Here is a 17,651-nt window from a genome sequence, read left to right on the forward strand (position 1 = left end):
GAGTTGCGGCGTGGCTTCCAGTTTCAGCGCGGTGGAGCTCAACCCCATTCTGCCGCTGTTCCTCAGCACCTTCACGACAATGCTCGCGGTCATCAACCCGCTGGAGGCGTTGCCGGTCTTCCTCTCCCTCACCCACGACAAGGATGACAGGGCGCGCACGCGCATCGCCTTTCTGGCTTCGCTCTATGCGCTGCTGCTCATCCTTTTCTTCCTGTTCTTCGGCGCCTTCGTGCTGAAAATTTTCGGAGTGTCGCTCAATATGGTGCGCATCGCCGGCGGCATCGTCCTTACGCGGATCGGTTTCGAACTTTTCGCGCCGTCCGGGAGTGGACAGGGGGCCTTTCTGAGCCCCGGGCCGGCCGACAATGTCGCCTTCATGCCGCTCGCCATGCCGTTGATGGTGGGGCCGGGCGTGATCGCCACCGTGCTCAGCATGATGACGAATATCGAGCGGGCGCCGAGCGAGGCGACGGCCTATGCCGCAATCCTCGCGGCGGCGTTCCTCGCCATCCTGGTCACCTATGTCTGCCTCGCTTACGCGGGGCGGCTCATCGCCTTCATCGGCCGCATGGGGATAGACGCGATCACTCGGATCGTCGGATTCTTCGTCTCGGCCATGGGCGTCTCCCTCGTCTTCGACGGCATTGTCGGGGCGCTCTCGACGCACGGCGTCAGAGTCGTGCTTTAACCTCTTTCTTAACGTCAAGTGGCTGGATGAACGCACTTTTTGGCGGGGCCCGCGCCTTTCTCGGCGTGGAGCGCTCCATATCCGGACGGCCCTGGCGGGCGCGGCTCGACGCTTCGGGCGAAGCGACCGCGCTCGCCTTGGCCCAGGCGCATGGGCTCGACGACCTTCTCGCCAGAGTCCTCGCCGGGAGAGGGATCGGCGTGGCGGAGGCGAAGCGCTATCTCGATCCCACGATCCGCGATCTGATGCCGAACCCTTCGACCCTCACCGAGATGGATGCGGCCGTCGAGCGGCTGGCCCGCGCGGTCGAGACGGGCGAGCAGATCGCGATCTTCGGCGATTACGACGTGGATGGCGCCTGCTCCTCGGCGCTGCTGATCGATTATTGGCGGGCGGCCGGGGCGCCGGAGCCCTTTCTCCATATTCCTGATCGGATTTTCGAGGGCTACGGACCGAATAGCGACGCCATCCGCGCATTGGCCGGGCGGGGCGCCACGCTGCTCGTCACGGTCGATTGCGGCACGGTCAGTCACGAGCCTTTCGCGGCGGCCCACGAGCTTGGTCTCGACGTCATCGTCCTTGATCATCATCAGGCGCCCGAGGCGCTTCCGGCGGCGACGATCGTGAACCCGAACCGGCAGGACGACCTCTCGGGCCAGGGAGCGCTCTGCGCGGCGGGGGTGGTCTTTCTCGCTTTGGCGGGTCTGACGCGCCTTTTGAAGACGCGCGGCTGGTTCGGCGACGCGCGTCCGGCGCCGGATCTTCTCGCCGCTCTCGACCTCGTCGCTTTGGCGACCGTCGCCGACGTCGCGCCGCTGACGGGGCTCAATCGCGCCTTTGTCGTGAAGGGCCTTCAGGTCATGCGCAACCGCGCGCGCATCGGACTCGCCGCCTTGATGGACGCCGCCCGAATGGATGGGCCACCACGCGTTTATCACCTCGGCTTCGCGCTGGGGCCGCGCATCAATGCCGGCGGCAGGATCGGCGACGCCGGTCTCGGCGCGCGTCTTCTGACGCTTTCCGATCCGACCGAGGCGCGCCGCATCTCGCAGGAGCTCGACCGTCTCAACGCCGAAAGGCAGGGGATCGAAAAGCGCGCTTTGGAGGAGGCGATCGCCCAGGCGGATATGCAGTTTCTTAAGTCGAACCGGTTAAGCTGTCTCGTGGTGGAGGGATCGGACTGGCACCCCGGCGTTGTGGGCCTGATTGCCGCGAGGCTCAAAGAACGCTTTAGTATACCATCATTTGCCTTTGCTTTTAATGGAGAAACAGGATCAGGTTCAGGTAGAAGTTTAAGTGGCGTCGACCTTGGTAAGGCCGTTCGGCGCTGCGTTGATCTCGGCCTCGCGCTCAAGGGCGGCGGCCACGCCATGGCGGCCGGCGTCACGCTCGCCCGCGGCCGGCTGGACGAATTCCGGTCGTATCTGAACGACGCGCTGGCCGACGCCGTCGACGCGGCCCGGGATGCGGACGCCCTTGTCATCGACGCCGCCGTTTCGGGGCGAGGGGTTAATATCGATCTCCTGCGCCGGGTGGAGCGGGCGGGACCGTACGGGCAGGGAAACCCGGAGCCGTTATTCGCCCTGCCGGAGCAGCGTCTCGCCGACGCCATGGTCGTCGGCGAGAACCATGTGCGGGCGCGTCTGCGCTCCGGCGACGGCGCCACGGTGGAGGCCATCGCTTTCCGGGCGATCGGGTCGCCCATCGGCGACGCTCTATTGCGTGGACGGGGCGAGGTCTTCCACGTCGCCGCTCGCGTCTCCGCCAATCACTTCCGCGGCGTCGAGCGGGTAGAAACCCGCATCGCCGATCTCGCGCGGGTCCAATAGCGGCCCTTTCGACTGTGGCAGGCGCGCCACAGCCTGTCGCAAAACCGACACGACCGCGCGCGGCCATATGGAAAGCCCGATTTCCGCCCGGTTTCAGCCTGCTTCTCGCCTTGGCTGCAACGTGACGTTAACGGCAAGTTCAGACTTAAGGGAGAAACTCCCGGCCAACGCAACGCGCGCCGAATCAAGGGTGTGCGTCTTTCTGGGGCGTCAGGATGGCGCGAACGGAGATGCGGGCGGACCGGGATCGGCGGCTGAGCCGTCGGCGTCGACAGGGGCCGTTCACATGCGATTTGCCGGTTTGCGGGAGCAAAAGCGCTTGCTGATGAAATTCGATCCGACGCTCTCCGCACTCCGAAGCTCGGTCCTTCTTCTTTCTCTCGCATCTCTCGCCGGATGCGCCTCGACGTCCCAATCGCCGCGTTATGGCGGTCTCGCTTATTCCCCTTACGGTTCGAACGTCGATCCGAAATATGGCGTGCGCGCCAGTCCCCGCATCGTGGCCGATGGCGAGGAGGTTCCGAAGGGCGGCGGCAATTATATGGTTGGAAAGCCGTATAAAATCGCCGGCCAAACCTATTATCCGAGCGAGAGGCCCTTCTCCGGGGCTGGCACCGCTTCCTGGTACGGCTCGGATTTCCATGGCCGCCGCACGGCCAATGGCGAGATCTTCGATCGGGATTCGATATCCGCCGCGCATCCGACCATGCCGCTGCCGAGCTACGCCCGCGTCACCAACATGAAAAACATGCGCTCGATCGTCGTGCGCGTAAACGATCGCGGTCCCTATCATGGCGGTCGCGTGATGGACGTCTCCCAGCGCGTCGCCGAGGCGCTCGACTTCCGCTCGGCGGGCACCGCCAAAGTCAAGGTCGAATGGATCGGCAAGGCCGACCTCGCCGGCGACGACGACGCGAAACTTCTCGCGACGCTGCGCGACGACGGCCAGCCCGCCAATATCGAAGGCGTCGCGCCGGTCATGGTCGCCGCGAAGCAGGAGCCGGTTCGCGCCGCCGCTCTCGTCGAGCGCGCGCCGGAGCCGGCGGCCCGCCCGGTCGTCAATGACGCGCCGCCCATCCGTCCGGCGGTCGGCGAGACGACCGAGATGATGGCCTACGCCCCTGACGCTCGCCCCGAGCCGCTTCCCGAGACGACGGCTACCTCCCGCGACGACAATAATGTGGATTCCGAGCCGGTGGCCTCCACCCGCGGCGCGCGGTCCGCGGCTCCCGCCGAGGCGCAGGTGAAATCCTTCCAGGCCGCGCCTTTGCCCCCGGTTCGCCCGTCCTCCATCGATCATGACGAGGCTGCGATCCCGACGCCCCCCATGCGTCACGCGCTCAACTGAACGGCGTCTTCCAAGCGCTCGCCGTTGCGTTGCTTTTTAACTTCTTGGGGGTCATGCTTCGTGGCGCGACGCCATCGGGCGCCGCCGTTTTCTAGCGGAGCATTGTCTTGCGCATACGCCACGCCGGAGCGGCCGTCGCCGCGTTTCTCATTTGTGTGACGACGTTTTTCGGCGGCGCGGCGATCGCGCAGCCTTTTCAGACGAGCGCGCCGCAGGCGATCCTGATCGACGCCGGCACCAACACGGTTCTCTTCGAAAAGGGCGCCGACGATTTTGTGACGCCGGCATCGACCGTCAAAATTCTCACCGCCGAGATGATCTTCCGTGAGTTGACCGAAGGCCGCCTGAGGCTCGGCGACGAGATGCAGGTCTCCGAATATGCGTGGCGCAACGGCGGCGCGCCAGCGGGCGGCTCGGCCATGTTCCTCAAGGTCAACAGCCGCGCCAGCGTCGAAAACCTGCTGCGCGGGCTCATCGTCGATTCGGGCAATGACGCCGCGCTCGTTCTCGCCGAGGGCGTCGCCGGCAATGAGGAAGCTTTTGTCATGCGCATGAACAAGCGCGCGGCGGAGCTGGGCCTCGTCAAATCCCGTTTCGGGAATCCGTGGGGCAAAGCGAGCGACGATCAGAAGGTGACGCCCCGGGAAATGGCGAAGCTCGCGCTCTATGTGATCAAGACCTATCCGGACTTCTATAAAATTTTTGGCGAGAAGGAATTCACCTGGAACAATATCCGGCAGCAGAACCGCAATCCGTTGCTGACGATGAGCATCGGCGCGGACGGATTGAAAACCGGCAATATTGAAAAGGGGGAGTTCGGACTCGTGGGGTCGGCCGTGGAAGAGGGGCGCCGGCTGATCGTCGCCGTCTACGGCGCCAAGACCGCGAAGGAGCGGGCCGAAGAAGCGCGCAAGCTCCTGCAATGGGGTTTTCGGAACTTCGAGGAGAAAGACCTCTTCAAGGCGGGCGAACCGATCGGCCCGGCGCAGGTTTATGGCGGGACCAGGGGCTCCGTCGACCTCGTCTCGAAAACGGATGTGAAGGTGTTGTTGCAGCGCGGCTCCAACGAGAAGCTCTCGGGAAAGATCGTCTATGAAGGGCCGGTCGTCGCGCCGGTCGAGGCCGCGCAGCAGATCGGCAAGCTCGAGATCAAGCGCGGCGCGGCCGTGGTTCTCGAGCAGCCGCTCGAAGCCTCCGAGGCGATCGCGGAAGGGTCGCTGTCGAGTCGCGCTTTCGACGCGGTTTACGAGTATGCTGCGGCCAAGATCCACGACAAGCTGTCGGCCAGGAAATGACAGGCGCCGAAAGAGGCCGTTTCATCACATTCGAAGGCGGGGAGGGCGTTGGGAAGTCGACGCAGCTCAGGCGCCTCGCCGAACATCTGCGCGCCTGCGGAATCGAGGCGGTGACGACGCGCGAGCCGGGCGGCACGCCGAAGGCGGAAAGATTGCGGCGGATATTGCTCTCCGGCCGCATCGCGCCGCTCGGCGCGCTGGCCGAGGCGACGCTTTTCGCGGCTGCGCGCATCGATCATGTCGAGAACCTGATCGCGCCTTCGCTGGCGCGGGGCGCCTGGGTGCTTTGCGACCGGTTCACGGATTCGACGCGCGCCTATCAGGGCGCGCGGGGCGGCGTGGAGCCGCAGGCGCTTGCGCTGCTGGAGAAGGCGGCCGTGGGCGACCTCGAGCCGGACCTCACCATCGTCATCGACCTGCCGCCCAAGGATGGCCTCGCCCGAGCCGCGGTCCGTCGTGAAGTCGCCGGGGAGCGCGCCGACCGGTTCGAGGCGGAGGATGGCGGCTTTCACGAAGGCTTGCGTCGCGCTTTTCTCGACATCGCCGAGCGGGAGCCGGAGCGCTGCTGCGTCGTGAACGGCGCGCTGCCCCCCGACGAAGTCGCGCGCGCGATCCGCCAGCTCGTCGACGCCCGCTTTCTCGACGCACAACCCGCCGCGACCGCCGCGCAATGAGCAAAGAGGCCGCCGGCCCGCCCGAGAGCGACCGTTTCGACGATGCGCCGCATCCGCGCGAGACGCTCGCCTTTTTCGGCCATGCCGGCGCCGAGCATGAATTGCTGGACGCTTATAAGCGCAACCGTCTCGCGCAGGCCTGGATCGTCGGCGGGCCCGAGGGAGTCGGCAAGGCGACGTTCGCCTGGCGGTTTGCGCGATTTCTCCTCGCGCATCCCGACCCAAAAGCGTCGGAGGCGCAGAGGGCCGAGACGCTCGCCGTGCCGCCGGAGCATGTCGCCGCGCGCCGCGTCGCGACCATGGCGCTCGCGGACATCTCCCTGCTGCGCCGCGAATGGAACGAGAAGACCAAGAAGCACTTCACCGAAATCCGCGTCGACGACGTGCGCGAAATCACGCGGTCCTTTCATCAGGGCTCGGGCACGGGCGGCTGGCGCGTCGCCATCATCGACTGCGCCGACGATCTCAATCGCAGCGCCGCGAACGCCCTGCTGAAGCTCATCGAGGAGCCGCCCGAACGCTCGCTCTTCCTGCTGGTGGCGCATCAGCCTGGGCGCGTGCTGCCGACGATCAGATCGCGCTGCCGCAAGCTCATGCTCGGGCCGTTGACGCAGGATGAAACCGTCGCGGCCGTCGGCGCCGTGGGGGCGCCCTGGAGCGATCGCCCGGCGGCGGACATTGCGGCGGCGGCGGCGCGGGCCGAGGGCTCTGTCCGCGAGACGCTGCGCCTGCTCGGCGGCGACGCCATGGCTTTCGACACGAGCGTCGCGCGCCTCTTTCAAAGCCTGCCGCGCGTCGACTGGGGCGGCGTGCATTTCCTCGCCGACAAACTTACCGGCCGCGACAATGAGGCGGCTTACGAGACCTTCATGCGCGCGCTGGAGCGCCACCTCGATTCCCGCGTGCGCACGCTCTCGCAAGGCGGCGCCGCTCCCGCGCGCATGATCGGCTACGCCCGGGCCTGGGACGAGATACGCGACCTCGCGCGCGAGACCGATGTCTTCAATTTCGACAAGCGCGCCATGGTGCTCGGCGTCTTCGAGCGACTGGCCAGGGCCGAGGGCGCGGGCTGACCTTGTCGGGCGAGCGCGAGAAAATCGAAAAAGCGATCGGCCTTTTTCGGAGCGGCGACGCGGCGGGCGCCGAGCGGTTGCTCAAGAAAGTCGTCGCCAAAAGTCCCGCGCATTTCGACGCGCTTTATATGCTCGGCGTCCTGCTGCATCGAACCGGACGACAGGAGGAGGCCGCGCGTTATCTCTCGCGCGCCGCGCGGGCGCAGCCGCAAAACCCGGACGTCCATAATACGCTCGGCGCCGCCCTTTATGCGGCGGGCCGTCCCGACGACGCGCTCGCTGCGCTGACCGAGGCGATCCGTCTCGCTCCGGAGCGTCTGGAGACGTTGATCAACCGCGCCGATCTTTACGCCGCGCTGGAGCGCTTCGACGAAGCGGCGGCGGATTATGAGGCGGTGCTTGCGCTCGATCGCGCGGCGCTTCCCGCCTATTTGCGTCTCGCCGAAATCCGCCTCCATGCCGGCGCGCCGGAACAGGCGCTTTCCGTCGCCGAGGCGGCTCTCGCCATGCATCCAATGTCGGCGGACGTCCGATGCGTGCGCGGCAACGCGCTTTGTGAGCTTGGGAGGTTTCAGGAGGCGCTCGCCGATTACGACCAGGCGCTCGCTTTTGCTCCCGATGTCGCGGGCTTCCACCTCAACCGCGCAGAGGCGCTCGCGGCGCTCGACCGCGCCGACGAGGCGCTGGAAAGTTACGACAGGGCGCTTGCGCTGGCGCCGGGCGACGCCGAGATTTTCGCCGAAAAGGGAAATCTTCTTCGTCGCCTCGACCGGCTCGATGACTCCGTCATCGCTTTCAACAAAGCGATCGCCTTGGATCCGAAATGTGCGGCGGCCTATGCGGGCCGCGCGGCGAATCTGCTGGAAGCCGGCTATCGGGTTGAAGCGCTGCGTGATTACGAGACGCTCGCGGAACTGCGCGGCGACGCAAACCACCTGATCGAACTGAGGGGCTTCATCCGCCGTCAGATGTGCGACTGGTCGCTTGCGCCGACAGAGTTGAGCCGCATCGAGGCCAATCTCCGCGAGGGCAGGGAGATCGTCAGCGCCTTTGCGATTCTCTCCATTTCGGGCTCGGAGGCGATCAACGCGCAGGCCGCGCGGCTGATGGCCCCGCGCGCTCTGACACACGCGCCGGCGCCGAAGCGGCGTTTTGGCGAAAAGATCCGGATCGGCTATTTCTCCGCCGACTTTCATGAGCATGCGACTTCGCATCTTCTGGCGGCCGTGTTGGAGAATGCGGATCGCGCGGCTTTCGAACTGATCGGTTTTTCTTTCGGTCCGCAAAGCGACGACGCCTATAGACGGCGCATATCCGCCGCCTTCGATGCGTTCCACGACGTTCGGCGTCTTTCGGACGAGGCCGTCGCCGCGCTCGCGCGTGAGGCGGGCGTGGACGTCGCCGTCGATCTCAAAGGTCTGACAAAGGGACACAGAGCCGGAATCTTCGCGCGCCGCGCCGCGCCGATACAGGTGAATTATCTGGGCTATCCCGCGTCCATGGGCGCCGGTTACATTGACTATATCGTCGCCGACAGGATCGTGATCCCGCCGGGCGCCGAAGCGGATTTCGCCGAGAAGGTCATCTATCTCCCGGACTGCTACCAGCCGAACGATCCCAGCAAGGCGATTTCCGGCCGCGCGTTCAGCCGGGCCGATTTCGGCCTGCCGGAAGACGCATTCGTTTTTTGCTGCTTCAACAATTCATACAAGATTCTGCCGCAGATCTTCGACGTCTGGATGCGCGCGCTGACAAAGACGCCCAACGCCGTTCTCTGGCTGATCGAAGACAATAAGGCGGCCGTAGAAAATCTTGGTCATGCGGCGGCGGCGCGCGGCGTCGACGCATCCCGACTCGTCTTCTCGTCTCGCATCCGGCTGGACGAGCATCTGGCGCGACACAAGCTGGCCGATCTCTTTCTCGATACGTCCCCCTACAACGCCCACACCACGGCGAGCGACGCGATTTTCGCGGGCGTTCCGGTGCTGACCTGCGCCGGATCGACTTTCGCCGGGCGCGTCGCGGCCAGCCTGCTGAACGCCGCCGGGTTGCCGAACATGATTGCGGAGAATCTCGCCGCGTATGAAGCGCTCGCCATCGAGCTGGCGTCGCAGCCGGAACGGCTCTCGGCGATGCGCGCGCATCTTGAAAGCCAAGGCGAAGCGTCTCCGCTCTTCGATGCGCGCCGCTATGCGCGAAGTCTCGAAACGGCCTATGCGGAAATCTATCGGCGGAGCCGGGAGGGTTTGGAGCCGGATCACATTCAGGTCGCTGGCGATTGACGGGCAGAACGACCCTATTCTGCAACGAAGCCGAGATATTCCGGCGGGGACCTGACGACGACCCGCATGATCGGTTCGAAGATCCCGGCGCCGTCCGAATTCACTTTGATCTCACAGATCACGACATGAATCGCCGGCGCCATGCCGGTCTCCCGCATGTCAGCCGTCGCCGCCCCGGATGGCCTCTTCCAGTAATTGCCGCACGACCGCGGGATCGCGCGGAAAACCCGCGCGTATCCATTTCGCCTGAAGCGTCTTCAACGTCGCGCCCAATGCGCGGCCTGGCGCAACGCCGCGCGCGATGAGGTCCGCCCCCTTGATCGGAAAAGCGGGGGCGGGGGTTCGATCGAGATAGCCGGCGGCCTCCAGCCATTGCGCGTCGTCCGGCGCGGCCGCGCTTTCGGCATGCGCGAGGGCGAGGGCGTCGCTGGCGGGGCGCGCGCCGCATAGGAAGAGCATCTCGCGCAGATGAGAGATCGGGGGCGCCCGGTCGATTCCGTGCAGCGCCGCAAGCGTCCGGGCCGCCGCGGCGAGGCGGGCGTGTTCGTCATTCGACAGGCGCATACGGTCGCGCAACCGGTCGGCGTCCTCCGCCGTCAGCGCCGAGAAGGCGGCGAGGCGCAGAACGGCGTCGCCTTTCTTCCCCCGCGCCGCCTCGATCGCCGCGAGACGCTCCAGCCGGGCCGGATAGCCCATGCCGAGCAGCACCTCGATAATCCCGGCATGGGACATGGCGCGCATGATCTCGGGCGCGCGGCGTGCGGGCAGCAGCTTCAATATCTCCGCGCGAACGCGCTCGCGCGAGAGCCGGGCGAGGCTCCCGCGCGCAAGGATCGACTCGTGCAATCCCTCGCGATCGAAATCGCCTTCGCCATGCGAGGCGTTGAACCGGAAGAAGCGCAGGACGCGCAGATAATCCTCGCGGATTCGCGTCGCGGCGTCGCCGATAAAGCGGATGCGCCTGGCGGCGATGTCCTTCAGGCCGCCGGTATAGTCGTGAAGCTTTCCGTCCGGCGTGAGCGAGATGGCGTTGACGGTGAAGTCGCGGCGCTTGGCGTCCTGCTCGAAATCTCCGCCGAATCGCACGACAGCGTAGCGGCCGTCCGTTTCCACGTCCTCGCGCAGGGTCGTCACCTCGAACGGCGCGCCGGCGACGACGATCGTCACAGTCCCGTGCTCGATGCCGGTCGGAACGCCTTTCAGTCCCGCCGCCCGCGCCGCGTCGAGCACAGCCTCGGGGAGCGCCGTCGTGGCGAGGTCGATCTCATGCGGCGGCAGGCCGAACAAGGCGTCGCGCACGGCGCCGCCCACAATACGCGTTTCGGCCCCGGTCCTGGCGAGCGCCGCAAACAAAGTCGCAAGCCGCGGATCGTCGAGAAGATGCCGGGCGCCGTTCATCGGAATTGGCCGGGGACGAGTTTGCCGTTTTCGACATGGGCAGGAACATAGGCGCCCTGCTGGCGCTCGGTCAGGCCAAGCGTCAACATGCCCGCGATTGCGGTGAGGAGACCGGCGATCGCAAGCGCCGAAACGATGCGCTTATGCCAAAGCTCGGCGACGAAGGGCCATCGCCGTTGCGCGATATGGAACAGCGTATAGGCCAGAAAAGGCGTCAGAAAGAGCAGGGCGGTTTCAAAAATTGCGCGCCACATGGGCGAAAGAGCCTTTCCGGCGTTGCGAGGTCCACCCCGCCAACATGCCCTGTCGCCGGCGCGGGGTCGAGGGCGGCGCGCACGCCCTGGCCGAAAGATTCACAATCCAAGGTGAACGAAAAAGCGCTTTCCGACAAAGTCGAAAAGCGCCGATCTTTTGAAAATGAATATTTCGACGCCCCTCAAAACGCCCCCTTGAAAGCAAGACAGCCAGCAATCGCATTTCGCAATTGCTGGCTGGTGTCGACTGGCTTACGCCGGGGACCAGACCAGCGTCCGCCGAAATGCCGCTTAGAAGAACAGACCCAGGCAGCCGCCCGCGAGCGCGCCGACGACGCCGGCCGCGATCGTGTTCTGCAGGCCGCCGAGCGCGGCCGCGGCGAGACCGCCGAGGATGACCGCGCCGACGCCGGCGAAGATGTAGGTGTTCGTGGTGATTTCGAGTTCTTTCTCAGCCATCGTCTTCACTCCTCCAAATGAATGCCGGAGCCGGGCCGCGAGGCCCGGCGCTGTGAATTAGAAGAAGAGGCCGAGGCAGCCGCCCGCGAGCGCGCCGACGACGCCAGCCGCGATCGTGTTCTGCAGGCCGCCGAGCGCGGCCGCGGCGAGACCGCCGAGAAGCACGGCGCCGACGCCGGCGAAGATGTAGGTGTTCGTGGTGATTTCGAGCTCTTTATCAGCCATGATCGTCACTCCTCTTTGTTCCCAGAGCCGCGCCTTATGCTTTTGATTTTTCTTGGCGCTTCGCCCCACTTTTGTGGTGGCGCGTCATTTCGACGCAGCGAAAAGGTAACACAAGTTGCGGCGCTGTCCAGACGTCCGGCCAATTTTCCGCGACAACATGTCGCAGCCGCTAAATCGCTGAAAAATGCTGGTTTTGCCGGGAGTTTTCGCATGGCTTCCGCCTATCGCCCAACTAAAAATTTTTATGACGCGCCGCACAAATCCAGTGTGCGGCGCAAAATCCGAGGCTTTGCATGAAGGGTCGTTTTCGAAGCTACGGGGCGCTATAGGGACGCGCTATGACTGAGATCAACAAAGACGCGTCGCTCGCCGCTCCCCCTCGTGAAAATCGGCGCGGTTTCGGCGCCACGCTCGCGCCGCTTCGGCCCTTGCTGCCTTACGCGCTGCGCTACAAACGCACCATCGCATTCGCATTCGCCGCTCTTCTGGTCGCGTCGGGCGCGACCCTGACCCTGCCTGCGGCGGTTCGCGGCATGATCGACCATGGCTTTTCCACCGATAGCGCCGGGGCGGTGAACGCCTATTTCGGCGCGATGGTCGGCGTCGCCGCGGCGCTCGCTCTGGCCTCGGGAACCCGATATTATTTCGTGATGACGCTCGGCGAGCGCGTGGTGGCGGATCTTCGGGCGGACCTCTTCAGGCATCTCGCCTCGCTCGACGCCGCCTTCTACGACACGGCGAAGACCGGCGAACTGCTGTCGCGCCTCACCGCCGATACGACCTTGCTGAAATCCGCCTTCGGCTCTTCGGCCTCGGTCGCCTTGCGCAACATGTTCATGTTTGTCGGCGCCGTGATCATGATGTTCGCGACGAGCCCGAAGCTGGCGGGCCTCGCCCTGGCGGCGATCCCGGTCATCGTCCTGCCGCTCATCGCGTCCGGTCGAAGCGTGCGCAAGCGTTCGAAGCTCGCCCAGGATACGCTCGCGCAGGCCTCCGCCTATGCGGGAGAGAATCTTTCCGCGGTGCGCGCCATGCAGGCCAATGGCGCGCAGGCGCCGACCGTCGCCCGTTTCAAGCGCGCGGTCGAGGCCGCCTATGACGCCGCGCAGGCGGCGACATTGGCGCGGGCCTTCGTCACCTCCGGTGCGATCCTCGTCGTCTTCACCAGCATCGTCGCCGTTTTATGGCTGGGGGCGCAGGACGTTCTCGCCGGCCGGATGAGCTCCGGCCTGCTGTCGCAATTCGTGCTCTACGCCGTCCTCGGCGCAAGCTCGCTCGGCGAATTGTCGTCGGTGTGGAGTGAGGTCACTGCTGCCGCAGGCGCCGCTTCGCGCATCGCTGAAATTCTCGAAGTGAGGCCGAAGATCGTCGCGCCGCCGCATCCGACGCCCGCGCCGGCGCGCTGGCGGGGCCGCATTTCCTTCGAGCATGTCGGTTTCGCCTATCCGACGGCGCCGGATCGTTCGGCGCTTCGAGACCTGTCTCTCGCCGTCGAGCCGGGCGAACGCGTCGCGCTGGTCGGTCCTTCGGGCGCCGGCAAATCGACGCTCTTTGCGCTGCTCCTGAGATTTTACGACGTCGGCAGCGGCGCCGTCACGCTCGACGGCGTCGATCTGCGCGCGCTCGATCCGCTCGATCTGCGCAAGGCGATCGCGCTCGCGCCGCAGGACCCGGTGATCTTCGGCCTGTCGGTTGCCGAGAACATCGCCTATGGCCGCGAAAGCGCGTCAATCGACGTCATCGTCTCGGCGGCGAAACGCGCCCAGGCGCACGACTTCATTTCCGCGCTACCGAAAGGTTACGACACGCAGCTCGGCGAGCGGGGCGTCACTCTTTCCGGCGGACAGCGCCAGCGCCTCGCCATCGCACGCGCGATTTTGGCGGACGCGCCGGTGCTGCTGCTGGATGAGGCGACCTCGGCGCTCGACGCCGAGAACGAAGCGGCCGTGCAGGCCGCCTTGCACGACGTGATGAAGGGCCGCACCTCCATCGTCATCGCGCATCGCTTGGCGACGGTGCTCGAAGCCGACCGCATCGTGGTGCTCGATGAGGGCCGGATCGTGGAGGAGGGGACCCATGCGACGCTGATCGCCGCCGGCGGCCTCTATGCGCGGCTGGCGAAATTGCAGTTCGACACGGAACGGGCCGGAGCGGCCTGAGGGCTTCTACCGGGCGGCGCGTTGACGCGCGCCGCCCCCTTGCTTTTTCCTTACTTCGTCAGCCGCAGCGGCGTCGCCGTCGCCGCAACCGAAATATTCGCGAAGGCGTCGCTGAGCGCGTTCGAGTCCGTCGCCACATAGGCGTTGTCGGGCTTGGAGGCGCAATAGGCCAGAAGCGCCGAGGAATGCGCCTGCTGCGTCTGGCTCAAAAAGCCGTTGTGGTTAAACATCACCGTGTAGATGGAAATGCCCTTCGCCTTGGCGTTGTCGCATGCTTTCTTCAGGCGATTATCCAGGAAGGTTTGAAGCTGGTCGTAGGTCTGGACATTGTCCGCCCAGGAGAGCCGGCTTCCGCCCATATAGCCGTAGGCGGAGTAATCCGAGATCCCGGCGCCCGCGCTATTGCCGTTTTCGGCGAGACCATTCACGCCATCGGTCATCAGCACGATGACTTTCTTGGTCTTCGCGTCCGTGTAGGCGGCGCCGTCGGCGAAAGGCTTTTCCGGCGAGATCGTGCGCCAGGCCCAGGTCAGTCCCTCGGAGATAACCGTGCCGCCATTGTACCAGAAATTCATGGCCTCGATCGCCGAGATCACCGTGCCCTGATTGTTGGTTAGGCGCGTGATCGGCTGCGGGCAGGCCGCGTTGGGGCCGTATGTGTCCGGCGCGGTTTCCTTGACGATGGCCGAGTTCGTCGCGCCGTCATATTTCAGAATGTCCTGTCCCGCGTTCCAATTGTTCGCGACCCAGTTCCATGAGCTCGGGACCGGATAGTCGGCCTTGAAGTTGTTGTGGAAGGTCGTGGAGCCGGATATCCATTTTCCTGGGGCCGCGGAAACCCAAGTGTTGAAATCGTAGTCCGGTTCGTCTGGCCAGAAATAGGGCGTGAAGAGGGATGCGGCGTTGCCCGAGGCGGGCGGGGCGTCCGTCACATCGTAATCCGCAGAGGCGTAACTCGCGCTCCAAGACGAATTCACAGCGGCGATTTCGGCCGCGTTGGCGCGCGCCTCGACGCAACCTTTCCAGGCGACAGGGGTTCCCTTGTCGTCCTTCAGGCGCTTGAAGAGTTCGTAAGGGCTTACCTGGCCCGGATTTACGATCCAGTCGCAACCGCCCGTATAGCTGTCCTTCGGCTGGATGTTGAAGCCGACCGGCGCCTTGAAGGTTCGGCCCGTCGCGGACGATCTCAAATTTTGAAGGGTCAGCGTCGGAATCGTGTTCGGCGTCACGTCGCTCGCATGCGCCGCGCCGACGCCGAAGAGTTCCTGCGCGATGCGCCTGAAAGGGTTCAGCAGATTGATAAGATCGCTGGCGTCGCCCGAGTCTCCGCTGGACCCGCCGCCCGGACCGCTGCCGCCGCCGCCCGATCCCCAATTCGGCGTGCAACGCTTGTCATAGCCGAGCCAGGCCCAATTGAACCAGTTGCCTGTCCATGGCGCGCTCACGCCCGTATCGATCATGCTCGTGTCGGTGAGGCCGGGATTCACGGCCGCGACATAGGGCACGACGCTGACGCGCACCTTGCCGTTCGAGCCGTCGCCCATGATGTTCTGGACGAGCGTCTTGGCCGCGCTTTTGAGCGCGGGGATGTCGTCGCGCATCGACCCCGTATTATCGAGCGCCAGCGCGATCTCGACGGGCGCTTCGCTGCCCATCGTCACGCTCGCCTCCGATTTGGCGGCGACGGTGATGGACTGGAAGTTGGCGAATTTCAGGAGCGACGTGTTCATGGTCGCCTGCGCCGTGACTTCATAGACTCCGGCCTTGGGCTCGGATTCCAAAACGGTGACGTTCAGGCTGCCCGCCGCGCCGCCGAGATTGTTCAGGACCTTGTTCAGCGCGATGCTCTGCCGGTCGGACTGCTTGAGCTTTGATTGCGCCCCGGCGGCAAGGACGGCCTCGTCGGTCGCGCCTTGCAGCTTCGACTTGATCATCGCTGCCCGGCCGTAATCGATTGCGGCGCCGATGCCGAGCATGACCGGGATGAAGGCGAGTCCGAAGATGATCGCCGTCGATCCTGAACGGGCGCGGGCGAGGCGCTTCAAGCTGCTCGCGGCGGCGCGAACCATGAGATAAAAAGACGTACGCATCTGATTTTTCTCCAATTCACGCGATATTGTCCACTTCAATAGTCAAGCCTGCGTTAATCGGACTCTGATCCCGTGACGAATCCGGTTCGGACGGGTTTCGCTTCGCAGGCGTCGGGTGGGAGGATCGGTTAGGCGACAAGCTCAGGGGGTTGGGCGCCTGATGCCTCCCCGTAAAGGGAAGGGATTTGCTCACGCCCGGCCCTCAACCGATCGTCCCCGCCGCGTCGCGACGGCGCCATTTGCCTTTGCAATGATTAATGCTATGAGCACGCGCCAACCCTGAACGGCTGCGCATGAGCGACCGCCGTTGTTCCGCTTCATAGAGGAGTTGGCCCATGGCCCGATTGACCGCCACGTTGATTGAAGCGCTGACATTCGACGACGTGCTGCTGCGTCCCGGCCATTCCCGCGTCATGCCGTCCGGCGTCGACATCACCACCCGCCTGACGCGCGAGATCACGCTCAATCTGCCGATCGTCTCGGCCGCCATGGATACGGTGACCGAGGCGCGGCTCGCCATCGCCATGGCGCAGGCCGGCGGCATCGGCGTGATCCACCAGAATCTCTCGCCCTCCGATCAGGCCGCCGAAGTCCGCAAGGTGAAGCGTTACGAGAGCGGCATGGTGATCGATCCGATCACCATCTTCCCCGACGCGACGCTCGCCGACGCGCTCTATCTGATGTCGTCGAACGGCATTTCCGGCATTCCGGTCGTCGAGCGCGGCGCCGTCGGCGGCAAGGGCAGGCTCGTCGGCATTCTGACGAATCGCGACGTGCGCTTCGCCCAGGACAAGCGCCAGCCCATCGCCGAGCTGATGACCAAGAAGCTCGTCACCATCCGCGAGGGCGTGGGGCAGGAGGAGGCGCGCCGCCTGCTGCACGAGCATCGCATCGAGAAGCTGCTCGTCGTCGACGAAGACTATCGTTGCGTCGGCCTCGTGACCGTCAAGGACATTGAGAAGGCCACGCAGCATCCCCATGCCTGCAAAGACGCGGAAGGGCGCCTGCGCGTCGCCGCCGCCTCCACTGTCGGCGATTACGGCTATGAGCGCGCGCTGCAGCTCATCGACGCCGGAGCCGACGCCATCGTCATCGATACGGCGCATGGCCATTCGCAGGCGGTGATCGATCAGGTGGCGCGCGTGAAGCGCGACAACAACAAAGTGCAGATCATCGCCGGCAACATCGCCACGGCCGAGGCCGCCAAGGCGCTGATCGACGCGGGCGCGGACGCCATCAAGGTCGGAATCGGTCCGGGCTCCATCTGCACGACCCGCATCGTCGCGGGCGTCGGCGTTCCGCAGCTCACGGCGATCATGGAGGCCGCCGAGGAGGCGCGCAAAGCAGACGTGCCGGTGATCGGCGACGGGGGCGTGAAATATTCGGGCGATCTCGCCAAGGCCGTCGCCGCGGGCGCCGAAGTCGTCATGATGGGCTCGCTCTTCGCGGGCACGGAGGAGTCGCCCGGCGAGGTGTTTCTCTATCAGGGCCGCTCCTTCAAGGCCTATCGCGGCATGGGCTCGGTCGGCGCCATGACGGCGGGATCGGCCACGCGCTATTTTCAGGGCGATGTGAAGGACCAGCTCAAGCTCGTGCCGGAGGGCATTGAGGGGCAGGTGCCGTATCGCGGTCCGATCGGTCCGATCCTCTACCAGCTCGCCGGCGGCCTGCGCGCGGCGATGGGCTATGTCGGCGCGCCGACGATCCGCGAGTTCCAGGAGCGCGCGCAATTCGTGCGCATCACCAATGCGGGCCTGCGCGAAAGCCATGTGCACGACGTCTCGATCACGCGCGAGAGCCCGAACTATCCGACGGGCGTTTGACCGGACGGCCAAAAGAAATGGGGGCCTCGCGAAGGCCCCCAATATTTCTTGAAA

The 17,651-nt window shown here is 65.4% G+C and carries 16 protein-coding genes; 10 read left to right on the forward strand and 6 right to left on the reverse strand.

Going from position 1 to position 17,651, the window contains the following annotated elements; all coding sequences use genetic code 11:
• Positions 1–10 precede the first annotated feature (10 nt).
• From MMG94_RS03285 to MMG94_RS03315, 7 genes are all read left to right on the forward strand, one after another.
• Positions 11–688 (forward strand): MarC family protein, encoded by a 678-nt coding sequence (locus tag MMG94_RS03285; protein ID WP_244415219.1) that lies wholly within the window; start codon positions 11–13, stop codon positions 686–688.
• 26 nt (positions 689–714) lie between these two features.
• A complete protein-coding gene (gene recJ / locus MMG94_RS03290) occupies positions 715–2,517 on the forward strand; it encodes a single-stranded-DNA-specific exonuclease RecJ (protein WP_016918755.1) in 1,803 nt (600 codons plus the stop codon).
• Positions 2,518–2,842: 325 nt separating this feature from the next.
• Positions 2,843–3,865 carry a septal ring lytic transglycosylase RlpA family protein gene (locus MMG94_RS03295; protein ID WP_154420056.1) on the forward strand — a complete coding sequence of 341 codons (1,023 nt, stop codon included), beginning with the start codon at positions 2,843–2,845 and terminating at the stop codon, positions 3,863–3,865.
• Positions 3,866–3,972: 107 nt separating this feature from the next.
• Positions 3,973–5,160, forward strand: a complete 1,188-nt coding sequence (locus MMG94_RS03300; protein WP_016918753.1) for a D-alanyl-D-alanine carboxypeptidase family protein — start codon at positions 3,973–3,975, stop codon at positions 5,158–5,160.
• Positions 5,157–5,834 carry a dTMP kinase gene (gene tmk / locus MMG94_RS03305; RefSeq protein ID WP_016918752.1) on the forward strand — a complete coding sequence of 226 codons (678 nt, stop codon included), beginning with the start codon at positions 5,157–5,159 and terminating at the stop codon, positions 5,832–5,834. Before MMG94_RS03300 ends, tmk begins: the two co-directional genes overlap by 4 nt.
• Positions 5,831–6,907 carry a DNA polymerase III subunit delta' gene (locus MMG94_RS03310; protein ID WP_016918751.1) on the forward strand — a complete coding sequence of 359 codons (1,077 nt, stop codon included), beginning with the start codon at positions 5,831–5,833 and terminating at the stop codon, positions 6,905–6,907. Before tmk ends, MMG94_RS03310 begins: the two co-directional genes overlap by 4 nt.
• Positions 6,908–6,909: 2 nt before the next feature.
• Complete coding sequence (locus MMG94_RS03315; RefSeq protein WP_016918750.1) at positions 6,910–9,189, forward strand: tetratricopeptide repeat protein; 2,280 nt, start codon at positions 6,910–6,912, stop codon at positions 9,187–9,189.
• Positions 9,190–9,203: 14 nt separating this feature from the next.
• Here MMG94_RS03315 and MMG94_RS03320 read toward each other — a convergent pair whose 3' ends face one another.
• The 5 genes from MMG94_RS03320 to MMG94_RS03340 all read right to left on the reverse strand — a co-directional run bounded on the left by MMG94_RS03320 (position 9,204) and on the right by MMG94_RS03340 (position 11,525).
• Complete coding sequence (locus MMG94_RS03320) at positions 9,204–9,332, reverse strand: hypothetical protein (RefSeq protein WP_016918749.1); 129 nt, start codon at positions 9,330–9,332, stop codon at positions 9,204–9,206.
• Positions 9,333–9,348: 16 nt separating this feature from the next.
• Positions 9,349–10,587 carry a CCA tRNA nucleotidyltransferase gene (locus MMG94_RS03325; RefSeq protein ID WP_016918748.1) on the reverse strand — a complete coding sequence of 413 codons (1,239 nt, stop codon included), beginning with the start codon at positions 10,585–10,587 and terminating at the stop codon, positions 9,349–9,351.
• Entirely contained in the window at positions 10,584–10,841 is a 258-nt protein-coding gene (locus MMG94_RS03330; RefSeq protein WP_016918747.1) for a DUF6111 family protein, read from the reverse strand. Before MMG94_RS03330 ends, MMG94_RS03325 begins: the two co-directional genes overlap by 4 nt.
• 291 nt (positions 10,842–11,132) lie before the next feature.
• Positions 11,133–11,300 (reverse strand): hypothetical protein, encoded by a 168-nt coding sequence (locus tag MMG94_RS03335; protein ID WP_169315510.1) that lies wholly within the window; start codon positions 11,298–11,300, stop codon positions 11,133–11,135.
• A 57-nt stretch (positions 11,301–11,357) separates the two neighbouring features.
• Positions 11,358–11,525 (reverse strand): hypothetical protein, encoded by a 168-nt coding sequence (locus MMG94_RS03340; protein WP_169315509.1) that lies wholly within the window; start codon positions 11,523–11,525, stop codon positions 11,358–11,360.
• Positions 11,526–11,561: 36 nt separating this feature from the next.
• Between MMG94_RS03340 and MMG94_RS03345 the strand changes: the two genes are divergently transcribed.
• Positions 11,562–11,822, forward strand: a complete 261-nt coding sequence (locus MMG94_RS03345) for a hypothetical protein (protein WP_154420055.1) — start codon at positions 11,562–11,564, stop codon at positions 11,820–11,822.
• 41 nt (positions 11,823–11,863) lie between these two features.
• Entirely contained in the window at positions 11,864–13,684 is a 1,821-nt protein-coding gene (locus MMG94_RS03350; RefSeq protein WP_016918744.1) for an ABC transporter transmembrane domain-containing protein, read from the forward strand.
• 50 nt (positions 13,685–13,734) lie between these two features.
• On the opposite strand, the gene MMG94_RS03355 is transcribed toward MMG94_RS03350, so the two are convergent.
• Complete coding sequence (locus MMG94_RS03355; RefSeq protein ID WP_154420054.1) at positions 13,735–15,774, reverse strand: pilus assembly protein; 2,040 nt, start codon at positions 15,772–15,774, stop codon at positions 13,735–13,737.
• Positions 15,775–16,109: 335 nt separating this feature from the next.
• Here MMG94_RS03355 and guaB point away from each other — a divergent pair, with 335 nt between their 5' ends.
• On the forward strand, positions 16,110–17,597 hold the full coding sequence (guaB, locus tag MMG94_RS03360) for an IMP dehydrogenase (protein ID WP_016918742.1): 1,488 nt from the start codon (positions 16,110–16,112) through the stop codon (positions 17,595–17,597).
• Positions 17,598–17,651: the final 54 nt, after the last annotated feature.

It is taken from the genome of Methylocystis parvus OBBP (assembly GCF_027571405.1).
GTDB lineage: Bacteria > Pseudomonadota > Alphaproteobacteria > Rhizobiales > Beijerinckiaceae > Methylocystis > Methylocystis parva.

Coding starts and splice junctions, on each gene's coding strand:
- tmk (WP_016918752.1), top strand. CDS start 5,157: ATGACAGGCGCCGAAAGAGGCCGTTTCATCACATTCGAAGGCGGGGAG.
- MMG94_RS03330 (WP_016918747.1), bottom strand. CDS start 10,841: ATGTGGCGCGCAATTTTTGAAACCGCCCTGCTCTTTCTGACGCCTTTT.
- recJ (WP_016918755.1), top strand. CDS start 715: ATGAACGCACTTTTTGGCGGGGCCCGCGCCTTTCTCGGCGTGGAGCGC.
- MMG94_RS03350 (WP_016918744.1), top strand. CDS start 11,864: ATGACTGAGATCAACAAAGACGCGTCGCTCGCCGCTCCCCCTCGTGAA.
- MMG94_RS03310 (WP_016918751.1), top strand. CDS start 5,831: ATGAGCAAAGAGGCCGCCGGCCCGCCCGAGAGCGACCGTTTCGACGAT.
- MMG94_RS03335 (WP_169315510.1), bottom strand. CDS start 11,300: ATGGCTGAGAAAGAACTCGAAATCACCACGAACACCTACATCTTCGCC.
- MMG94_RS03320 (WP_016918749.1), bottom strand. CDS start 9,332: ATGGCGCCGGCGATTCATGTCGTGATCTGTGAGATCAAAGTGAATTCG.
- MMG94_RS03345 (WP_154420055.1), top strand. CDS start 11,562: ATGCTTTTGATTTTTCTTGGCGCTTCGCCCCACTTTTGTGGTGGCGCG.
- guaB (WP_016918742.1), top strand. CDS start 16,110: ATGGCCCGATTGACCGCCACGTTGATTGAAGCGCTGACATTCGACGAC.
- MMG94_RS03355 (WP_154420054.1), bottom strand. CDS start 15,774: ATGCGTACGTCTTTTTATCTCATGGTTCGCGCCGCCGCGAGCAGCTTG.
- MMG94_RS03340 (WP_169315509.1), bottom strand. CDS start 11,525: ATGGCTGATAAAGAGCTCGAAATCACCACGAACACCTACATCTTCGCC.
- MMG94_RS03295 (WP_154420056.1), top strand. CDS start 2,843: ATGAAATTCGATCCGACGCTCTCCGCACTCCGAAGCTCGGTCCTTCTT.
- MMG94_RS03325 (WP_016918748.1), bottom strand. CDS start 10,587: ATGAACGGCGCCCGGCATCTTCTCGACGATCCGCGGCTTGCGACTTTG.